Here is a 17029-nt window from a genome sequence, read left to right as displayed (position 1 = left end):
ACCAAGATTGGTATCGCCTTTTTTTCGCTCAGGATATGAAAGCTGAGCTAGATCATGAATAACTATTTAATTAAGCATCAATGTCCGCATTGAGTGCATTCTCCTCAATGAATGCTCGACGTGGTTCTACGTCATCACCCATCAAGCAAGAGAACATACGATCTGCTTCAATCATATCATCAATGGTGACTTGCAGCATGTGACGGTTTTCAGGATCCATCGTGGTTTCCCAAAGCTGTTCAGCATTCATCTCACCCAAACCCTTGTAGCGTTGGATCATCATGCCACGACGCGAGTCTTGTAAAATATGCTGCCATACTTGATGGAATGTATTGACCTGAATACGACGCTCGCCTTTTTGTAAGTAAGCACCTTCTTCAAGCAAGGTAAACCAGCTCTTCGAGTTTTTAAGTAAACGCGCATATTCAGCAGAATTTAACAGACCAGCATCCAGTAAATAAGAGGTCGGTAAGTTATGTACATAAACCGTTACACGCGGCCAGTAATGTGCTGATTTTTCACCTTGTGCATTTTCACGATCAAACGCTTCAAAGGTAATTTCAGGACGCAAACTTGGTTGCAATTTCACAATTGCGCCACGTAATTGCTCAGCCCATGCTTCGACATATTCACGTTCATGCGTGTGATCAATCTTAAATGCATCTAGCTCAAGTAAAGCATCCAATAAACTTGCTGGATAGCGCTGGGTTAAACGCAGCAAACTTTTTTGCGATACTTGATAATCAGCAATCACACTTGCCAATGCTGCGCCTGTAATGGCAGGTGCATCTGCACTGACATGTAATGAAAGTTCATCAATCGCATTGGAGATCAAGAAGGTTTCCAATGCATCATTGTCTTTCATGTACTGCTCATGCTTGCCTTTTTTCAACTTGTACAAAGGCGGCTGTGCAATATAAATATAACCACGCTCAACCAACTCTGGCATTTGACGGAAGAAGAAGGTCAACAGCAAGGTACGAATATGTGAACCATCCACGTCCGCATCGGTCATAATAATGATTTTATGATAGCGTAACTTGTCTGGATTATACTCTTCACGCCCAATACCACAGCCCAAAGCAGTGATCAGCGTACCTACTTCCTGACTCGAAATCATCTTGTCAAAACGTGCACGCTCAACGTTTAAAATTTTACCTTTTAACGGTAAGATCGCCTGCATTTTACGGTTACGACCTTGCTTAGCACTACCACCAGCAGAGTCACCCTCGACTAGATAGAGTTCAGAAAGTGCAGGATCTTTTTCCTGACAATCTGCCAATTTACCTGGCAAGCCTGCAATATCAAGTGCGCTCTTACGACGTGTCATTTCACGTGCTTTACGTGCCGCATCACGTGCGCGTGCCGCATCAATAATCTTGCCAGCAATTGATTTCGCTGCTTGAGGATTTTCAAGCAAATAAGCAGAAAATTCCTTGTTCATCGCCTGTTCAACCGCAGGCTTCACTTCACTTGAAACTAATTTTTCTTTGGTTTGCGATGAGAATTTTGGATCAGGAACTTTAACCGAAATGATCGCCGTTAGACCTTCACGGGCATCATCACCAGTGACCGCAACTTTTTCTTTCTTGAGGATATTTTCGCTTTCAAGATACTGGTTTAAACCACGCGTTAAAGCTGCGCGGAAACCAGCAAGGTGCGTACCACCATCTTTTTGTGGAATATTGTTGGTAAAACAACGAACATTTTCCTGATAACTTTCATTCCATTGCAATGCAACTTCAACTGCAATCCCACTATCGGTATCCGTAGTGAAATGGAAAATCTCATTTAAATGGGTTTTGCCTTCGTTAATATATTTAACGAACTCAGATAAACCACCTTCGTAATCATAGACGTGTTCAAAGTTAACTCGCTCATCACGCAGTACAATACGTACGCCAGCATTTAAGAACGACAACTCTCGTAGACGACGCGCTAAAATTTCAACGCTAAAAATGGTTTGGCTAAACGTCAGCTCACTTGGCCAAAAACGAATGACTGTACCGGACTTATCCGTTTCGCCAATTACTTTTAATGGATATTGTGAATCGCCATGACAATATTCCTGCTCATGGGTCTGTCCTGCACGATGAATAATCAGATGTAATTTTTTCGACAAAGCATTGACGACGGATACCCCGACCCCATGCAAACCACCCGATACTTTATAGCTATTATCGTCGAATTTACCACCAGCATGCAGAATCGTTAGAATAACTTCGGCAGCGGATATTCCTTCTTCTGGATGGATATCCGTCGGAATACCACGACCATTGTCTGAAACACTGACCGATTCATCTTCATGGATGGTGACGACAATCTCATCACAATGTCCAGCAAGCGCTTCATCGATGGCATTATCCACCACCTCGAACACCATATGGTGCAAACCAGTACCATCGTCAGTGTCGCCGATATACATACCAGGACGTTTACGAACTGCGTCTAATCCACGTAATACTTTGATACTAGAGGAATCATAAGCCTTTTCATTTGTTTGTTCTGTTTGAGAGACGGATTGAGACTCTGAACTCATGGTTACTCCCTAGTAAAAATTAATCTATCAAAAAAGATGAGGAAATAAAATTATGGCGCAGCAAGGCTGACTTGACCGTGAACAACATGGAACAATTGAAAAGAAATCGACAAATCATGCAAGTGTTTTAATACCGACGTATGGTCTAAGGTGGTCATAAAAACTTGACTCCCCAACTGACTCAATCGCTCAATTAAACGTTGTTGTGCAGCTAAATCTAACTCTGCTGTCAGATCATCTAATAATACCACAGTTTCCTTATTACTCGCATGTAGCATTGCAATTTGTGACAGTTTTAATGCCATGATTAACAACTTTTTTTGTCCACGCGATAACACATGAACAGCATCGCTGCGCAAGCCATCGCCCCCTGTTTTTAAGCGTAAATCTGCACGATGCGGACCATACTCGGTATAGCGTCGCTCAAGGTCTCGGTGATGTTGAGAAATCAGGTCTTGCATCAAACCTTGCTCGGTATGAAAACCAGCACTGTACTCAAGTTCGATCTGAACATCAGGCAACAGTTGCTGTAGGTCTTCTTTAAAAAATTGATTCCATTGCTCAATAATACCTACTCGTTGTGAGTGCAAAATCTCACCATAATCGCTCAGCATTTTATTCCATGGCTCTAAATCAGCCAAAGTTAAATTACGCCGTGTCTTTAGCAAGCTATTCCGCTGTTTTAATGCACGCGAGTAATATTGCCATGCAAAATAAAACTCAGGTTCCACGTGGAACATCAGCCAATCTAACAGCTGTCGCCGTGGTTTCGCCCCATGGTCAATAATATCGGTACTTTGTGGATCAATATGCTGCAAAGGCAATAGTTTTGCCAACTGTCCTTGCGTGGCAATGGTGTCACCATTGACCTTGATCAGTTGCTCACCAGAAGCCAGCTTTTGCATCCCAATCCGCTCATTGATTGATTGAGCAAATACGATTGAGTCAGCCGCTTCATACTGAATATAGTGCTTAGGAATGTGGGTGCGAAATGACCGTCCTGTGGCCAATAAGTGAATTGCTTCTAAAATAGAGGTTTTACCAGAGCCATTTGCCCCGTAAAAAATATTAAACGGTTGCAACTCATTCAGTGCAACCGCTTTTAAATTCCGTACACGTTCGATATTTAAACGCGTGATTTGCATGATTTAAAACTCAAATGATCAATGCAAATTAAACTCGCATTGGCATTACAACATAAGTTTGATCTGGGTGTGCTGGATCTTGTACAAGAACAGACTGATTTGCTTCAGTCATAGTCATCTTGACATCATCACCATCCAATACACTGAGAACTTCGAGAATATATTGTGCATTAAATGACATTTCCAAAGGTACATCCTGATATTGAATGGCAATATCTTCTACCGCTTCATCTTGTTCAGGATTGTTGGCGCGCAACTGCAATGAGTCTTGATTAAAGTTCAAGAACACACCGCGTAATTTTTCATTACTTAAAATCGCCACGCGTTGCAATGATTGTTTAAACACGTCTTGTCCAATAAATACGTGTTTGTCACCACCACGAGGAATCACACGGCGATAATCAGGGAACTTACCATCAATCAATTTGGTGGTAAAACGGACAATAATATCGCCCTGCTCTTTATCTCGACTCGGCGTATTAATGGTGACATTGAGTAATTCACGTCCAATCAACAACGTCAGTTGTTCATCTTCAATACTGAGTAAACGTTGCAACTCACCTACGGCTTTACGCGGCACAATCGCCTGAATCGGTGAAGATGCGGTTGACGATGCCAACACTTCACATAAAGCTAAACGATGCCCATCTGTTGTTACGGTACGTAATTGATTTTGATCAATTTCAAGTAAAGTTCCTGTTAGATAAAAACGAACATCTTGCACCGCCATCGCAAAGGCTGTTTTTTCAAAAAGACGTTTTAATTCGCGTTGGGTGACTTGCACTTGCGTGCCTTGACTATTTTCAGTGGTGAGCAATGGATAATCTTCAGCAGGAAGCGTTCCCAAAACAAAACGACTATTTCCCGATTTTAAAATACAGCGTTGATCTTCGGTAATTTGTAGATCAATCAGTGCTGCGCTCGGAAGTGACTTACAAATCTCGACCAGTTTACGTGCTGGAACAGTCGTTTCCCCTGCTTCTAAACAAGCGCCTTCCGCCAGTGTGGTACTCGCCACCAATTCAACTTCTAGATCTGAGCCAATAATGGTTAAGGCATGTTGCGTGGTTTGAATTTTGACATTTGAAAGAATATTCAAGGTATGACGGCGTTCAACAGCTCCTACCACATGTGATAAAACATTGAGTAAACTTTCTTTAGCGATTTTCAAACGCACGATTTTATTCCTCTTACAACAGAAGCCGATATGAATGTTAGCAGTGTACTATGCTGCACTTAAAAGCAGTTTGCAACTCTGAAAGTAGGGTCTATTGTCATTAAACCCGCGATTAACTTTGTAATAGACGCATTAAGTTTTTATAGTCTTCATTAAAAATTGGATCTTCTTGACGTAGGCTATTCACTTTTTCACAGGCATGCATCACCGTACTATGATCACGACCACCGAAAGCCATTCCAATTTCAGGAAAGCTATCGCCTGTCAGTTCACGCGCTAAGCCCATCGCCAACTGACGAGGGCGCGCATAAATACGCGTCCGTTTTGGTCCAACCAATTCTTTTAATGGAATACGGAAATATTCACTCACGACGCGTTGGATATTTTCGACACTAATGGTCCGTGCTCGAATTGCCAACACATCTTTTAAAGATTCACGCACCACATCTAAATCAATGACGGTGCCTTTAAAACGTGAAATTGCCACCACTTTATTCAATGCACCTTCCAGCTCACGCACGTTGGCAACAACTTGTTGAGCAATAAACAAAGCACAGTTTCTTGGTAAATCAACACCACTATTTTCAGCTTTTTTCAGTAAAATTTCGATACGCGTTTCAATATCAGGCGGCTCGACACCAACCGATAATCCCCAAGAAAAACGAGAAACCAAACGTGGATCCAATTCGGTTAACTCTTTTGGATAACGATCAGAAGTCAAAATAATTTGCTTAGACTCATCGAGCAAGGCATTGAAGGTATAGAAGAATTCAACCAAACTTGCTTCTTTACCCGCCAATAAATGAATATCATCGACCAACAATAAATCTAAAGAACGACAATTTTTCTTAAATTCTTCAACTTTGCCTTTTTGCAAAGAACTCACAAAGTCTTGTACAAAACTTTCAGAGGTCATGTACATGACACGTGCATTGGGTTTTGCTTGCAATAATGCGTTGCCAACAGCTTGCATCAAATGCGTTTTACCCAAACCCGTTGGACCATATAAAAATAGAGGATTGTGCTGTGAAGCACCTAATTGTGTGAGTACTTTACGACAGGTTTCTGCCGCCATTTGGTTAGAGCGCCCCTCAACAAATAGTGAGAAGCTAAACAACGGATTTAATTGTCTTTTCTTCGCTATTTTGGTTGGGTTTTGACTCGGTTGGGCTAAATCAGATTCTTTCTTGATTTTAATAAGTGTTGTTTGGCTGCTTAACGCGGCTGTCGTGGTGGCAGGTTGTTCACGTTGTTCACTCGAAGACAAAATGGTCCCTGGACGTGAATCAACTAAAATCTCGACCTGACGTATCCGCCCTTCAGACAATTGTTCTGCCAGTATTGAAATCAGCTCTAAATGATTGTCTTGAATATAACGCGTCCAATAAGGGTTCGGCGCATATAAACGCATTACATCATCAACTTCTTCAGCAACCAAGGGACGAATCCACATCGCAAAGACGTTATCAGATAGCTCTTGTCGCAAGCGAGTTAAGCAGTCCGTCCAGAGCATGTGCATCCCCTATATATCCATTTTAAATTTAAAAAACAAAAACCGCCCCTTCACTTTTCAAAGGGGTCGCCATTCTAACCAAGTTATCCACATCTGTCAGGCACATTCAGGCGAGTTTCGCTGAAAAAAAAAGCATTCGTGAATTAAATTCAAATTTAAACCGATTGTGCATAACTTTTAGCACATCCTGTGGATAGTTTTAAGCCCAAAGTTATCCACAATGTATAAAATCAATAGAAACATGGTTATCCACAGAGTAACTTTATGTTTGTCTTAAGAAATACTCGACTTTCCACAGAAAAAAGCCTTACTAATAATAATAAACTTAAATTTTAAAATTTGAATTTACTTATACGGATCACTGCGAATGTGGATAACTGAGCATATCGAAATTTAAATTCAAAATCCAAGGTTTAAATTTAAAACAGCAATTGAAGTGTGTATAAGCTTGTCGATAAGCTGTGAATATAACGCAATACTGATATAATTTAAATAGATAGCTTGTGTATGTTTTTTGTTTTCGATGTTTTTGTATAAAATTAGAATTGTTCGCTTTATGCCAAACAATAAAAACAATATGTAAAGTTTTAGCTTTTTGATTGACAGCGGACCCTTTGCCCCATAAAATCGCGGACCTTACAGAAAGATCAATTTTGGGAGTTTCAATATGAAACGTACTTTCCAACCATCTGAATTAAAGCGCAAGCGTGTTCATGGTTTCCGTGCTCGTATGGCAACTAAAGCTGGTCGTCAAGTTTTAGCTCGTCGTCGTGCAAAAGGTCGTCATAGCTTAACTGTTTAATACTGTTAAGCTGACCAGATTTGGGTGATGTCACTTTACAGTTTTAGCACTGAATTCCGTATTCGTTGTGCTGCAGATTATAAAAGTGTGTTTGATGGTGCGCTTTTTAAAGTGCATCAGCCCCATTTCCTTTTTTTAGCAAAATTAACCGAACAGCCGAATAGCCGTTTGGGTATTGTCGTTGCTAAAAAAAAGGTACGTCGCGCACATGAGCGAAATAGAATAAAACGCCTTGCTCGGGAGAGCTTTCGTTTACATCAAGCTCAATTTAATGCTGATATCGATATTGTCGTGATGCCTAAAGTAGGTATAGAAGCAATTTCAAATCAAGAATTACATCAACAATTAGATTTAGCTTGGCAAAAATTACAGCGTTTAGCTAAAAAGCATTCCAAAGTCGTTGTAACACCTCTCCAAAATTAGAGATCTCCAATGGTACGTTTACTGCATTGGTTGATAAGATGCTACCAAATCGCAATTAGTCCATTATTGGGGCCGCGTTGCCGCTATATTCCAACTTGCTCTCAATATGCAATTGAAGCTTTACAGACCCATGGCGCTGTAAAAGGTGTATGGCTATCGACCAAGCGCGTTTGCCGTTGTCATCCTTGGGGTGGTTCAGGCTATGATCCCGTGCCACGCAAAGCACTTCGTTTCATTTCGTTTCATCAAATAGATTCTCAAATGCATCACGTTGCTGTACCCTTTCGTGATCGTTTATTTAAGCAAAATTTCTCTAATCATTTGGGATATTAGATATGCAACAATGGGCCAGATTTGCAATTCTTGGAGCCATGTTTGTTACCGCATATTTGCTTATTTTGGCTTGGCAAAAAGATTATGGTCATGCTGCAACAGCACCGCAACAACAAGCGGCTGTTGTTACTACGCATGAAGTATCTGCAGATTTGCCAAATGCTCAAAATGCAACCGCGGCTTCAGACTTGCCACAAGCAAATGTGACTGCATCACAAGCCACAGAAAGTCCTTCTGTGAGTCAGCAACTGATTTCAGTACAAACCGACCTTTACCATCTTTGGATCAATCCTAAAGGTGGCGATATTGTTCGTATTGAGCTATTAAGCCACGATCAAAGCAAAAACGGTGATCAGCCGTTTGTGATGCTTGAAAATGATGCGAACCGTACTTACGTCGCTCAATCTGGTTTAATTGGTTTAAACGGACCGGACAGTAGCCGTAGCGGTCGTCCAATGTATGATGTTGAAAAAACAACTTATACCTTGGCAGATGCGAAAAGTGTGGCGACCAAAGATGGAGCAACCAGTCAAGTCTTGACGGTTCCATTGGTCTTTAAAACGCCTGAAGGCGTTGAAGTGATTAAGACCTTCACTTTTAGCCAAGGTGAGTATCCGATTACGGTTAAACACCAAGTCATCAACCGCAGTCAGCAAAACTGGCAAGGTCAGATGTTTGGTCAATTAAAGCGTGATAATTCTGATGATCCAGGCAAATCTGACCAAGGGATTTTCACTTTAGGGACTTTCTTGGGTGGCGCATGGGGTACACCTGAAGCAAATTACAATAAGTTAAAGTTTGCTAATTTCTCTGATGAGAAATTGAGTCTTGACGCGAAAGATGCTTGGGTTGCGATGGTGCAACACTATTTTGTCAGTGCTTGGATTCCAGGTCATTTAAAGCTGACTCAAGCAGATGGTCAACCTTATGTTGCTAAGCTAGAATCACGTCAGTCTGCTGATAAAATGAATATTATTGGTTTCACTTCTCCAGTGATTAATGTACCTGCAGGTACATCAATGGAAGTAGATGCTAAATTTTATTCTGGCCCAAAAATCCAATCTGAGTTGAAAGATCTTGCTGTTGGTTTAAATCAAACAGTGGACTATGGTTGGTTATGGCCAATTGCCAAATTATTGTTCTTAGGCTTACAGTTCTTCCATAACATCGTGGGTAACTGGGGTTGGTCAATTATCTTATTGACGATCTTGGTGAAATTGATTTTATGGCCACTTTCTTCGAAAAGTTATCGCTCTATGGCGAAAATGCGTGTGATTGCACCTGAAATGCAACGCATGAAAGAAGAGTTTGGCGAAGATCGCATGCGTTTTTCGCAAGAAATGATGGCGTTGTATAAGCGCGAGCAAGTCAATCCATTGTCTGGATGTTTGCCGTTATTGCTGCAAATGCCAATTTTCTTAGCTTTGTATTGGGTATTGATGGAATCGGTTGAACTCCGTCATGCGCCATGGTTGGCTTGGATTCAAGATTTATCTGCGATGGATCCTTGGTTTATTTTGCCGTTGATCATGGGTGTTACCATGTACGTGCAGCAAATGTTAAACCCACAACCGACTGATCCAATGCAAGCGAAAGTATTCCGTATCATGCCAATCATGTTTACGGTCTTCATGTTGTTCTTCCCTGCAGGTTTAGTGCTGTACTGGATCGTCAACAACAGTATTACGATCCTGCAACAGTCATTTATCAATAAAAGCGTAGAGAAAGATCGTCTCAATAAGGTTGAGACCACCTCTTAATCTCGAACTTTTACTGAATAAATCCGCTTAAGATGGTAATCTTAAGCGGATTTTTTTTGGCTGAATATTAGGGTTGTTAGGTGAATAATATGCAACATCAAACCACAATTACTGCGATCGCTACACCTTTAGGTCGTGGTGGTGTGGGGGTGATTCGTCTGTCTGGACCGAAAGCCTATGTGATTGCTGAACAACTTACACAAAAAACATTACCTGCTGCACGTATGGCTGGCTTTCGCAAGTTTTATGATGCGGATGGTTCAGTGATGGATGAAGGCATTATCTTGTGTTTTCCAAATCCGCATTCTTTTACTGGTGAGGATGTGGTTGAAATCCAAGGACATGGTGGTCCTGTGATTCAAAATGCACTGCTGGCACGCTTACTTGATTTAGGCGCAATTGCAGCCAAGGCGGGTGAGTTTTCTATGCGTGCCTTTGAAAATGGCAAAATGGATTTAGTTCAAGCTGAAGCGATTGCCGATCTGATCGATGCGACTTCACAAGCGGCGGCACGTTCAGCAGTGCGCTCATTACAGGGCGCATTTTCAACCAAAATTAATACCGTTTTAGAAAAACTTATTTACTTACGGTTGCATGTTGAAGCCGCGATTGATTTTCCAGAAGAAGAAATTGATTTCTTGGCGGATGGTAAAATTTTAGCGTTATTGGATGATGTGCAAAGTTCTGTTCACGCTGTACAGCAATCTGCGCGTCAAGGGCAGTTGTTACGTGAAGGTTTGCAGGTGGTGATCGCAGGGAAACCAAATGCAGGCAAATCCAGCCTATTAAACGCATTGGCGGGACATGAACGCGCTATTGTGACTGATATTGCAGGAACAACCCGTGATGTGTTGCATGAAAAGATCAGTTTGAATGGTTTACCGATGACCTTGACCGATACCGCTGGTCTACGTGAAACGGGTGATATCGTTGAGCAAGAAGGCATTCGTCGTGCCATCAAAGAGATTGAGCAAGCGGATTTATTGCTGTTGGTGTATGACTTAAATCAAGGTAATGAACCGTTACAATTGGCGCGTGAATATTTTGCGGACCATCTTGAACCGAAACGATTACTTTTGATCGGCAACAAGTGCGACTTGACGGGGCAACGTGCTGAATTAAGCGATTATCAAGGTTTCCGCCATATCTGTGTTTCTGCCAAGCAAGAAATGGGCGTTCAGGCACTCATAGATGCGATCACAGCGCATGCAGGCTTCCAGCCAGAAGAAGATACCTTTATTGCTCGAACACGCCATTTAGATGCAATGAAGCGCACTCAGCGTTATTTGGCTGAAGCGCGTGAGCAACTGGTGGTATTTAATGCGGGCGAGTTAGTGGCTGAGTCATTGCGATTAGCCCAAAATGCCCTCGGTGAAATCACTGGTGATTTTAGTGCGGATGACCTTCTCGGTAAGATCTTTGGTTCGTTTTGTATTGGGAAGTGATACCTTCGCATGAGGTTCATTGGACTTGAGTCTTATCAATTGAGACAAGACTCAAGACGCTGATAATAAAGCTCAGGGCACTATTAGGTCTGCGTAGCGAATTGAACTTGCCATGTGGCTTGATCGATATGGCTCAAGTGTTCAATACGGTGTTCATCAACGAGCTCGATATACTGTAGGTCAGTGCTGTGGTCATAGCGAAAACCACATTTTTCCTGGGCGATTTTAGATTGTATATTGCCATCAAAGTAGCCACACCAAAGTTGAGTTAAGTGAATATCTTGAAAAGCGTAACGCATAACTTCATGGATAGCTTCTGGTATAAATCCCTTACCCCAATGGGGTACTCCAATCCAATAAGCGAGCTCACCTTCTTGATCAGATAAGTCAAAATTACTGTTCTCGCCGATTAATAAACCGATGCAACCAACAACTTGTTTAGTTTCCTTAAGTTCAATAGCAAAGACGTGGTCTTGTTGAAATACATTTTTGATGATTTCAGCACTCTCTTCCATATTTTGGTGTACTGGCCAACCAGCGATGGGGCCGACACGTGGGTCTTTAGCGTATAAATATAAGTCTTCAGAGTCAGTTAGTTGCCAAGCGCGTAGAACAAGACGTTCCGTAGTTAATGTTTGTGACATAGGTCAATATTCTCAATAAAATGATGATCCAATCAAATATGGATCACTACCCTGTGGTGGGGGTATTTTAGGTTTTGGTTTTACATTGGAGTGAGAGCAAAAACTTGGTATGTTCGGTAATTATGAAAACAAAATTATATTTTTAGTAGCTAAATAAGAGATAATCCGTCAATATGGAAAGTAATATAGAGACGATCTTACAGCAGATGATGCACGATCATGCGCCGATCGTCATAGGACAAAGTGATTTTAAGGAAAGCCTTGGTTATCCATTGCCTTTAAGTTATTTGGTGATTTTGATTTGTCATAAAGGTAGTGCACTGATCAATATCAATATGCAAACTTATACTGTGAAGATACATGATGTTTTGGTGTTATCTGATGATTCCTTTGCATTAGTCCTAAAAAAGTCGAGACAGTTTGAGGTCACATACTGTTTGATTGATCGTAGTTTGGCAGCAGATATTGCTTTCCAGTTACCTCATCAGTTATTTTCATTTTTAAATGATGTACCACGTTTACGTCTCGATCAAGACCATCATGTCTGGTTAAGTCTATGGCTAAAGCAATGTAACTTGATTAATCAGGAAGCTCATGCTTACCGTATGTTGATGCTAAAAAATCACTTGCAGAACTTTTTTCTAAAAATTACAGCCCACATGCCTACTGCTTTACAACGCAAAGCACAGCAGTTTAGCCGTCAGGAGCAGCTTTGTTGGCGGTTTTGGAAATTACTACAACATCAGAGTAAGCAACATCGTAGTGTCAGTTACTATGCAGGACAGTTAGCAATTACGCCATTTTATCTTTCACAAATCTGCAAGGCTGTATTTAATGATTCACCTAAAGATTTAATTTATCGTCAGGTAATTTTAGAGATAAAGGTTCTACTCAGCACGACTAACAATAGTATTGAAAGTATTGCTAGTGAGATGAATTTTGTTGATCCATCTTATTTAAATCGCTTTTTTAAGCGTCAAACAGGTTTATCCCTGAGTCAATACCGTCAGCAGCAAGGAATATGATGTTGTACCAAAGATTCAGAAGGACAGAAAATAAAATGTAATAAAACTTGAATACCACTTTGAAGTAGATGTTCCACGTGAAACATCGCGAGAATTGGTTTGATTTTGGTTGCGACTCAGTAAGTCGAGCTGTTTAGCTATGAGAGACGGATTACAATAGCGGCTGATTTTTGATTCGAGTATCAGTCATGTTAAAAAAAATTGGGATATTCTCATTATTGAGCTGTGTTTCTGTTCTGAGTTTAGCCAATGTGGAAACGCTCAAAAGTAATTTAAATAAGAACTATCCCAATATCCAAGTGACCAATATTCAAAGCACTGAAATGGCAGGTTTATACAGTGCAAATCTGGATAATCAAATCATCTATCTCGATGACACTGCAGAGCACATGTTTATTGGATCAATGGTGCGCTTAAAAGATCAGAAAAATCTCACCAAGGATTTGGTATTAAAGCAAAATTCAATTGATTGGAAACAACTTCCCTTGCAGGATGCGATCAAAACGGTCAAAGGCAATGGCAAACGTCAGCTCGCTATTTTTTCAGACCCAAACTGCCCGTACTGCAAGCAATTAGAAGCTGAATTAGACAAACTCAATGATGTGACGATTTATACCTTTATCTATGCTTTAAAACCGCAATCTATCGCTGTTTCTAAGCAAGTTTGGTGTGATGCAAATCCATCGTACGCATGGAAAAATTTACTGCAAAAGAATGTTCAACCTAAAGCCAAAACTTGTGCCAATCCGATAGATCGAAATCTAGAGTTAGGACGTAAGTTGGGTGTGAGTGGTACACCAACTTTAATCTTCTCAAATGGTTTGAAAATGGTCGGTGGACGTAGTGCTGAAGATATTCAAATGATTTGGAAGGAATTAGGACTATAAAAAATAATACGCCCAATTCATTATTTTGGATGAATTGGGCGTGATCCAACGATTTTAACTTTTCTTGGTGGCGAGGTTATAAACAAATAAAATAATCACTGCACCGATCACGGATGCAATAAATCCTGCTGCTGAGTTTTCCCCGTATAAACCGAGTAATCGCCCCCCATAGGTCGCCAATAAAGAACCCGCAATACCGAGTAAAGTGGTGACGATAAAACCTGCTTTATCATCCCCTGGATGTAGGGCTCTGGCGATTAGACCTGCAAAAAAACCTACGACAATTGCAACAATCAGCGTCCACATTGTTTTTCTCCTTGTTTCATAAAGCGATTTATTTTTTTATCCTGCTAGATCAAGCGCGTGCTGTCTGTAGTAGATTGCTTATTTATGTCGTATTTTTGTGCAAGATTTAGCGGTCTCTGATGAATACAGTTATAAAAAAGGCGCTTAATAGCGCCTTAACTTATCGTTTAAAGACCAATCTCACCAATAAAAGGTAAATGACGATATTTCTGATCGAAATCGAGACCATAACCGACAATAAAGCGATCTTCGACTTCAAAACCTAAGAATTTTACGTCTAAATCAATCTCACGGCGTGATGGTTTGCTCACCAGCGTACACAGTTCAATTGAATTTGGTTTACGCGTTTGCAGCATTTGCATTACTTTGTTGAGTGTATTACCCGAATCAATAATATCTTCGACCACCAACACATCTTTACCGTGAATTTCACCATCCAGGTCCTTCAGGATTTTGACATCACGGCTAGAGGTTGTACCACCGCCATAGCTAGAAACGGTCATAAAATCGAGTTCGTGTGGTTTTTCAATGGCACGACATAAATCTGCCATAAAAATGACGGAACCACGCAGTAAACCAATCAATACCAGTTCTTTATCACTTTGAGCATAGTGTGCATTGATTTTTTCGCCAAGCTCTTTCACTTTGGCTTGAATCTCTTCACTTGAAATCATAATGCGCATTGCAATGGTCATCGGCAGATTCCTAAAACATTAAATATGGGAAAATAAAAAAGGTGTTGACCTGCAACACCTCGAAAATTTGAGCGAATGGGAGAATTTTAAAACAAAATGAGTTTTCATGCATCTTTTGATGATGAATATCTGCCATTTTGCCGAGAAGTGCTATCTCGTTTCAGCAAGATCGCAGTTCCAATCGCCAACAATATCAAACCAAGTTTTCGTTTGTTTGAGGCTTTAGTTTTGGCTATAGGCTTTTTGTCCATAGATATAAGTGGCCTCAATATTGCGGTCATCGCCCATGGTAAACAGGGCGAATAGGCTGTCTTCAATCGATTTTGAACGAGACTGACGCAGTTGTTGTAAAGCGGTTGCTTGCAGATTTAGCACCACGAAATCCGCTTCTTTGCCGACATTGAAGTTACCGAGTTTATCATCCAGATCGAGCGCTTTTGCCCCACCCAAAGTGGCATGATAAAGCGATTCAAAAGCGGAGAGTTTATCACCTTGCAACTGTTGTACTTTGTAGGCTTCATTGACCGTTTGCAATAAGCTAAATGAAGTCCCCGCCCCGACATCCGTGCCTAAACCAACTTTGACTTGTTGATCCCATGTTTTTTTCAATGGAAATAATCCACTGCCCAAAAACAGGTTTGAGGTTGGGCAGAAAGCAATAGCGGAGTCTGTGTCATGCATACATTGCCATTCTGTATCTTCTAAGTGAACACAATGCGCGAACACCGAACGCTGACCTGTTAGACCATAATGGTGATAAACATCGAGATAGCCATTTTGCGCTGGGAATAAATCTTTGACCCATGCAATCTCATCTTTATTTTCACTTAAATGCGTATGCACATAGACATCAGGAAACTCTGCTTTAAGTTGTCCTGCTTTTTCTAATTGTTCTGGTGTAGAGGTGGGCGCAAAACGCGGAGTGATCGCATACAAGGCACGACCCTGACCATGCCACTTTTCGATGAGTGCTTTAGAATCGTCATAGGCGCTCTCTGCTGTATCACAAAGGGCTTCAGGTGCATGACGGTCCATCATTACCTTACCTGCAATTAAACGCATCTGGTGCTGTTGTGCGGCTTCAAATAACGCATTCACTGATTCAGGATGGACGGTACAGAACACCAATGCGGTGGTGGTGCCATTTTTGAGTAGTTCATTGACAAAGAATGCTGCAATTTCTTGGGCATAAGCTTGGTCTTTAAATTGGATTTCGGTTGGGAAGGTATAGGTATTTAACCAACTGAGGAGTTGTTCGCCGTATGCACCGACCATTTCTGTTTGTGGAAAATGGATGTGGGTGTCAATCATCCCCGGAATGATCAATTGCTCAGGATAATGCTGAATGTCAACGTTTGTAGGAAGATGGTCTTGGGCTTCATTCCAAGCACCAAACCAGCGAATTTTGCCATTTTCGGTGATGAGTACGCCATCTTCGATATAACGCACTTGATCGGCGATTTCTGCTGCTTGGGAAACGGTTTTTTGAATATCTAAGAAGCGACCACGAACAACCGTGATCTGAGTAGCCAACGTCATAACAACCTACAGTTTTACTTTTTTCGGTTGATTGTACCTGATTTTGCCCAAGTTACTGGAATATTCGCCTAAATTAAGCGGCTAAAAAGTGTATAAATGTGAGTAATCTTTTGAGTCAATTCACTCTACTTTTGGGTGAATATGGGGAAGCTGTTTGGATAATTTAAGGATTTAAACAACAATGACACTGTATCAAATACACCATCGAAAAATTCTTTTCGATTTGATCCTAAATACCCCCGAACTCTATGCAATGTTAAAACAACTTGCACGGATCGAACCACGTGCATATTTAAGTGCAGGTGTGATTCGCAATACGGTTTGGGCATTTTTGCATGGTCAGACTTTTGATTTAAAAGATAGCGAAATTGACGTGATTTATTATGATGGGCAGGAACGCAATAACGATGTACAGCAGCGAGTGAAACAAACATTAGAAGACTTATTCCCTCAGCAGCAATGGGATGTGGTGAATCAAGCTTTGGTGCATACATGGTATCGTAAGGAAAATGGCGAACAAATTCAGCCCTTAGCATCTATCGAACATGCTTTATCATTATGGCCTGAAACGGCAACCGCTATCGCGCTTCGTTTGAACTCATCTGGAGAGCTGGAGCTGATTGCACCATTTGGTTTACAAGATTTATTTGAATTACGACTCTGTTGGAATCCTGCACTGGTCAGCTATACCACCTTCAAAAATCGTGTTGAGTCTAAAAAATGGTTGCAACAATGGCCTAAATTAAAATGGGTTGATCCAATGGAAACACATGATGCTTAAATGGAAAAAAGGGAC

General features: G+C 41.0%; 16 protein-coding genes. 8 read left to right on the top strand and 8 right to left on the bottom strand.

What is annotated here, in order from left to right; translation table 11 throughout:
* Window positions 1-70: 70 nt before the first annotated feature.
* From gyrB to dnaA, 4 genes are all read right to left on the bottom strand, one after another.
* Complete coding sequence (gyrB, locus tag MMO38_RS14975; protein WP_005194344.1) at window positions 71-2539, bottom strand: DNA topoisomerase (ATP-hydrolyzing) subunit B; 2469 nt, start codon at window positions 2537-2539, stop codon at window positions 71-73.
* A 50-nt stretch (window positions 2540-2589) separates the two neighbouring features.
* Window positions 2590-3684 (bottom strand): DNA replication/repair protein RecF, encoded by a 1095-nt coding sequence (recF, locus tag MMO38_RS14970; protein ID WP_241324040.1) that lies wholly within the window; start codon window positions 3682-3684, stop codon window positions 2590-2592.
* Between the two features lie 28 nt (window positions 3685-3712).
* Window positions 3713-4861, bottom strand: coding sequence for a DNA polymerase III subunit beta (gene dnaN, locus MMO38_RS14965; protein WP_121930795.1), 1149 nt, complete (start codon window positions 4859-4861; stop codon window positions 3713-3715).
* Window positions 4862-4973: 112 nt separating this feature from the next.
* The gene (gene dnaA / locus MMO38_RS14960) at window positions 4974-6374 is read right to left on the bottom strand and encodes a chromosomal replication initiator protein DnaA (RefSeq protein ID WP_241324039.1); all 1401 of its coding nucleotides are present in this window, start codon (window positions 6372-6374) and stop codon (window positions 4974-4976) included.
* 667 nt (window positions 6375-7041) lie between these two features.
* Here dnaA and rpmH point away from each other — a divergent pair.
* The 5 genes from rpmH to mnmE all read left to right on the top strand — a co-directional run bounded on the left by rpmH (window position 7042) and on the right by mnmE (window position 11137).
* Window positions 7042-7176: a 50S ribosomal protein L34 gene (gene rpmH / locus MMO38_RS14955; RefSeq protein WP_000831329.1), complete on the top strand. Its 135-nt coding sequence runs from the start codon at window positions 7042-7044 to the stop codon at window positions 7174-7176.
* Between the two features lie 27 nt (window positions 7177-7203).
* Window positions 7204-7599 carry a ribonuclease P protein component gene (rnpA, locus tag MMO38_RS14950; protein WP_004672256.1) on the top strand — a complete coding sequence of 132 codons (396 nt, stop codon included), beginning with the start codon at window positions 7204-7206 and terminating at the stop codon, window positions 7597-7599.
* A 9-nt stretch (window positions 7600-7608) separates the two neighbouring features.
* Window positions 7609-7932 (top strand): membrane protein insertion efficiency factor YidD, encoded by a 324-nt coding sequence (gene yidD, locus MMO38_RS14945; RefSeq protein ID WP_004672254.1) that lies wholly within the window; start codon window positions 7609-7611, stop codon window positions 7930-7932.
* A gap of 2 nt (window positions 7933-7934) precedes the next feature.
* Entirely contained in the window at window positions 7935-9692 is a 1758-nt protein-coding gene (gene yidC / locus MMO38_RS14940; RefSeq protein ID WP_004672253.1) for a membrane protein insertase YidC, read from the top strand.
* Window positions 9693-9781: 89 nt separating this feature from the next.
* The gene (mnmE, locus tag MMO38_RS14935; protein WP_241324038.1) at window positions 9782-11137 is read left to right on the top strand and encodes a tRNA uridine-5-carboxymethylaminomethyl(34) synthesis GTPase MnmE; all 1356 of its coding nucleotides are present in this window, start codon (window positions 9782-9784) and stop codon (window positions 11135-11137) included.
* 83 nt (window positions 11138-11220) lie between these two features.
* Here the strand turns inward: mnmE and MMO38_RS14930 are convergent, their stop codons facing one another.
* Window positions 11221-11781, bottom strand: coding sequence for a GNAT family N-acetyltransferase (locus MMO38_RS14930; RefSeq protein WP_241324037.1), 561 nt, complete (start codon window positions 11779-11781; stop codon window positions 11221-11223).
* A 173-nt stretch (window positions 11782-11954) separates the two neighbouring features.
* Between MMO38_RS14930 and MMO38_RS14925 the strand changes: the two genes are divergently transcribed.
* Window positions 11955-12806, top strand: a complete 852-nt coding sequence (locus MMO38_RS14925) for a helix-turn-helix domain-containing protein (protein ID WP_241324036.1) — start codon at window positions 11955-11957, stop codon at window positions 12804-12806.
* Window positions 12807-12994: 188 nt separating this feature from the next.
* Entirely contained in the window at window positions 12995-13693 is a 699-nt protein-coding gene (locus MMO38_RS14920) for a DsbC family protein (RefSeq protein WP_005194358.1), read from the top strand.
* A 54-nt stretch (window positions 13694-13747) separates the two neighbouring features.
* Here MMO38_RS14920 and MMO38_RS14915 read toward each other — a convergent pair whose 3' ends face one another.
* From MMO38_RS14915 to guaD, 3 genes are all read right to left on the bottom strand, one after another.
* A complete protein-coding gene (locus tag MMO38_RS14915) occupies window positions 13748-13999 on the bottom strand; it encodes a GlsB/YeaQ/YmgE family stress response membrane protein (RefSeq protein WP_004672229.1) in 252 nt (83 codons plus the stop codon).
* 167 nt (window positions 14000-14166) lie between these two features.
* Complete coding sequence (gene hpt / locus MMO38_RS14910; protein WP_004672228.1) at window positions 14167-14694, bottom strand: hypoxanthine phosphoribosyltransferase; 528 nt, start codon at window positions 14692-14694, stop codon at window positions 14167-14169.
* 222 nt (window positions 14695-14916) lie between these two features.
* On the bottom strand, window positions 14917-16233 hold the full coding sequence (guaD, locus tag MMO38_RS14905; RefSeq protein WP_241324035.1) for a guanine deaminase: 1317 nt from the start codon (window positions 16231-16233) through the stop codon (window positions 14917-14919).
* Window positions 16234-16414: 181 nt separating this feature from the next.
* On the opposite strand from guaD, the gene MMO38_RS14900 reads away from it, so the two are divergent.
* Window positions 16415-17014 carry a nucleotidyltransferase family protein gene (locus MMO38_RS14900; protein WP_241324034.1) on the top strand — a complete coding sequence of 200 codons (600 nt, stop codon included), beginning with the start codon at window positions 16415-16417 and terminating at the stop codon, window positions 17012-17014.
* Window positions 17015-17029: the final 15 nt, after the last annotated feature.

Origin of the sequence: Acinetobacter sp. NIPH 1852, from assembly GCF_022549455.1 — a bacterium.
Classification (GTDB): Bacteria; Pseudomonadota; Gammaproteobacteria; order Pseudomonadales; family Moraxellaceae; genus Acinetobacter.
The sequence above is the reverse complement of the archived record's forward strand: the minus strand, read 5'-3'. Positions and strand labels throughout refer to the sequence as shown.

Excerpts from the sequence above, each read along its gene's own strand:
- gyrB (WP_005194344.1), bottom strand. The coding sequence starts at position 2,539 with ATGAGTTCAGAGTCTCAATCCGTCTCTCAAACAGAACAAACAAATGAA.
- recF (WP_241324040.1), bottom strand. The coding sequence starts at position 3,684 with ATGCAAATCACGCGTTTAAATATCGAACGTGTACGGAATTTAAAAGCG.
- dnaA (WP_241324039.1), bottom strand. The coding sequence starts at position 6,374 with ATGCTCTGGACGGACTGCTTAACTCGCTTGCGACAAGAGCTATCTGAT.
- rpmH (WP_000831329.1), top strand. The coding sequence starts at position 7,042 with ATGAAACGTACTTTCCAACCATCTGAATTAAAGCGCAAGCGTGTTCAT.
- rnpA (WP_004672256.1), top strand. The coding sequence starts at position 7,204 with ATGTCACTTTACAGTTTTAGCACTGAATTCCGTATTCGTTGTGCTGCA.
- yidD (WP_004672254.1), top strand. The coding sequence starts at position 7,609 with ATGGTACGTTTACTGCATTGGTTGATAAGATGCTACCAAATCGCAATT.
- yidC (WP_004672253.1), top strand. The coding sequence starts at position 7,935 with ATGCAACAATGGGCCAGATTTGCAATTCTTGGAGCCATGTTTGTTACC.
- mnmE (WP_241324038.1), top strand. The coding sequence starts at position 9,782 with ATGCAACATCAAACCACAATTACTGCGATCGCTACACCTTTAGGTCGT.
- MMO38_RS14930 (WP_241324037.1), bottom strand. The coding sequence starts at position 11,781 with ATGTCACAAACATTAACTACGGAACGTCTTGTTCTACGCGCTTGGCAA.
- MMO38_RS14925 (WP_241324036.1), top strand. The coding sequence starts at position 11,955 with ATGGAAAGTAATATAGAGACGATCTTACAGCAGATGATGCACGATCAT.
- MMO38_RS14920 (WP_005194358.1), top strand. The coding sequence starts at position 12,995 with ATGTTAAAAAAAATTGGGATATTCTCATTATTGAGCTGTGTTTCTGTT.
- MMO38_RS14915 (WP_004672229.1), bottom strand. The coding sequence starts at position 13,999 with ATGTGGACGCTGATTGTTGCAATTGTCGTAGGTTTTTTTGCAGGTCTA.
- hpt (WP_004672228.1), bottom strand. The coding sequence starts at position 14,694 with ATGACCATTGCAATGCGCATTATGATTTCAAGTGAAGAGATTCAAGCC.
- guaD (WP_241324035.1), bottom strand. The coding sequence starts at position 16,233 with ATGACGTTGGCTACTCAGATCACGGTTGTTCGTGGTCGCTTCTTAGAT.
- MMO38_RS14900 (WP_241324034.1), top strand. The coding sequence starts at position 16,415 with ATGACACTGTATCAAATACACCATCGAAAAATTCTTTTCGATTTGATC.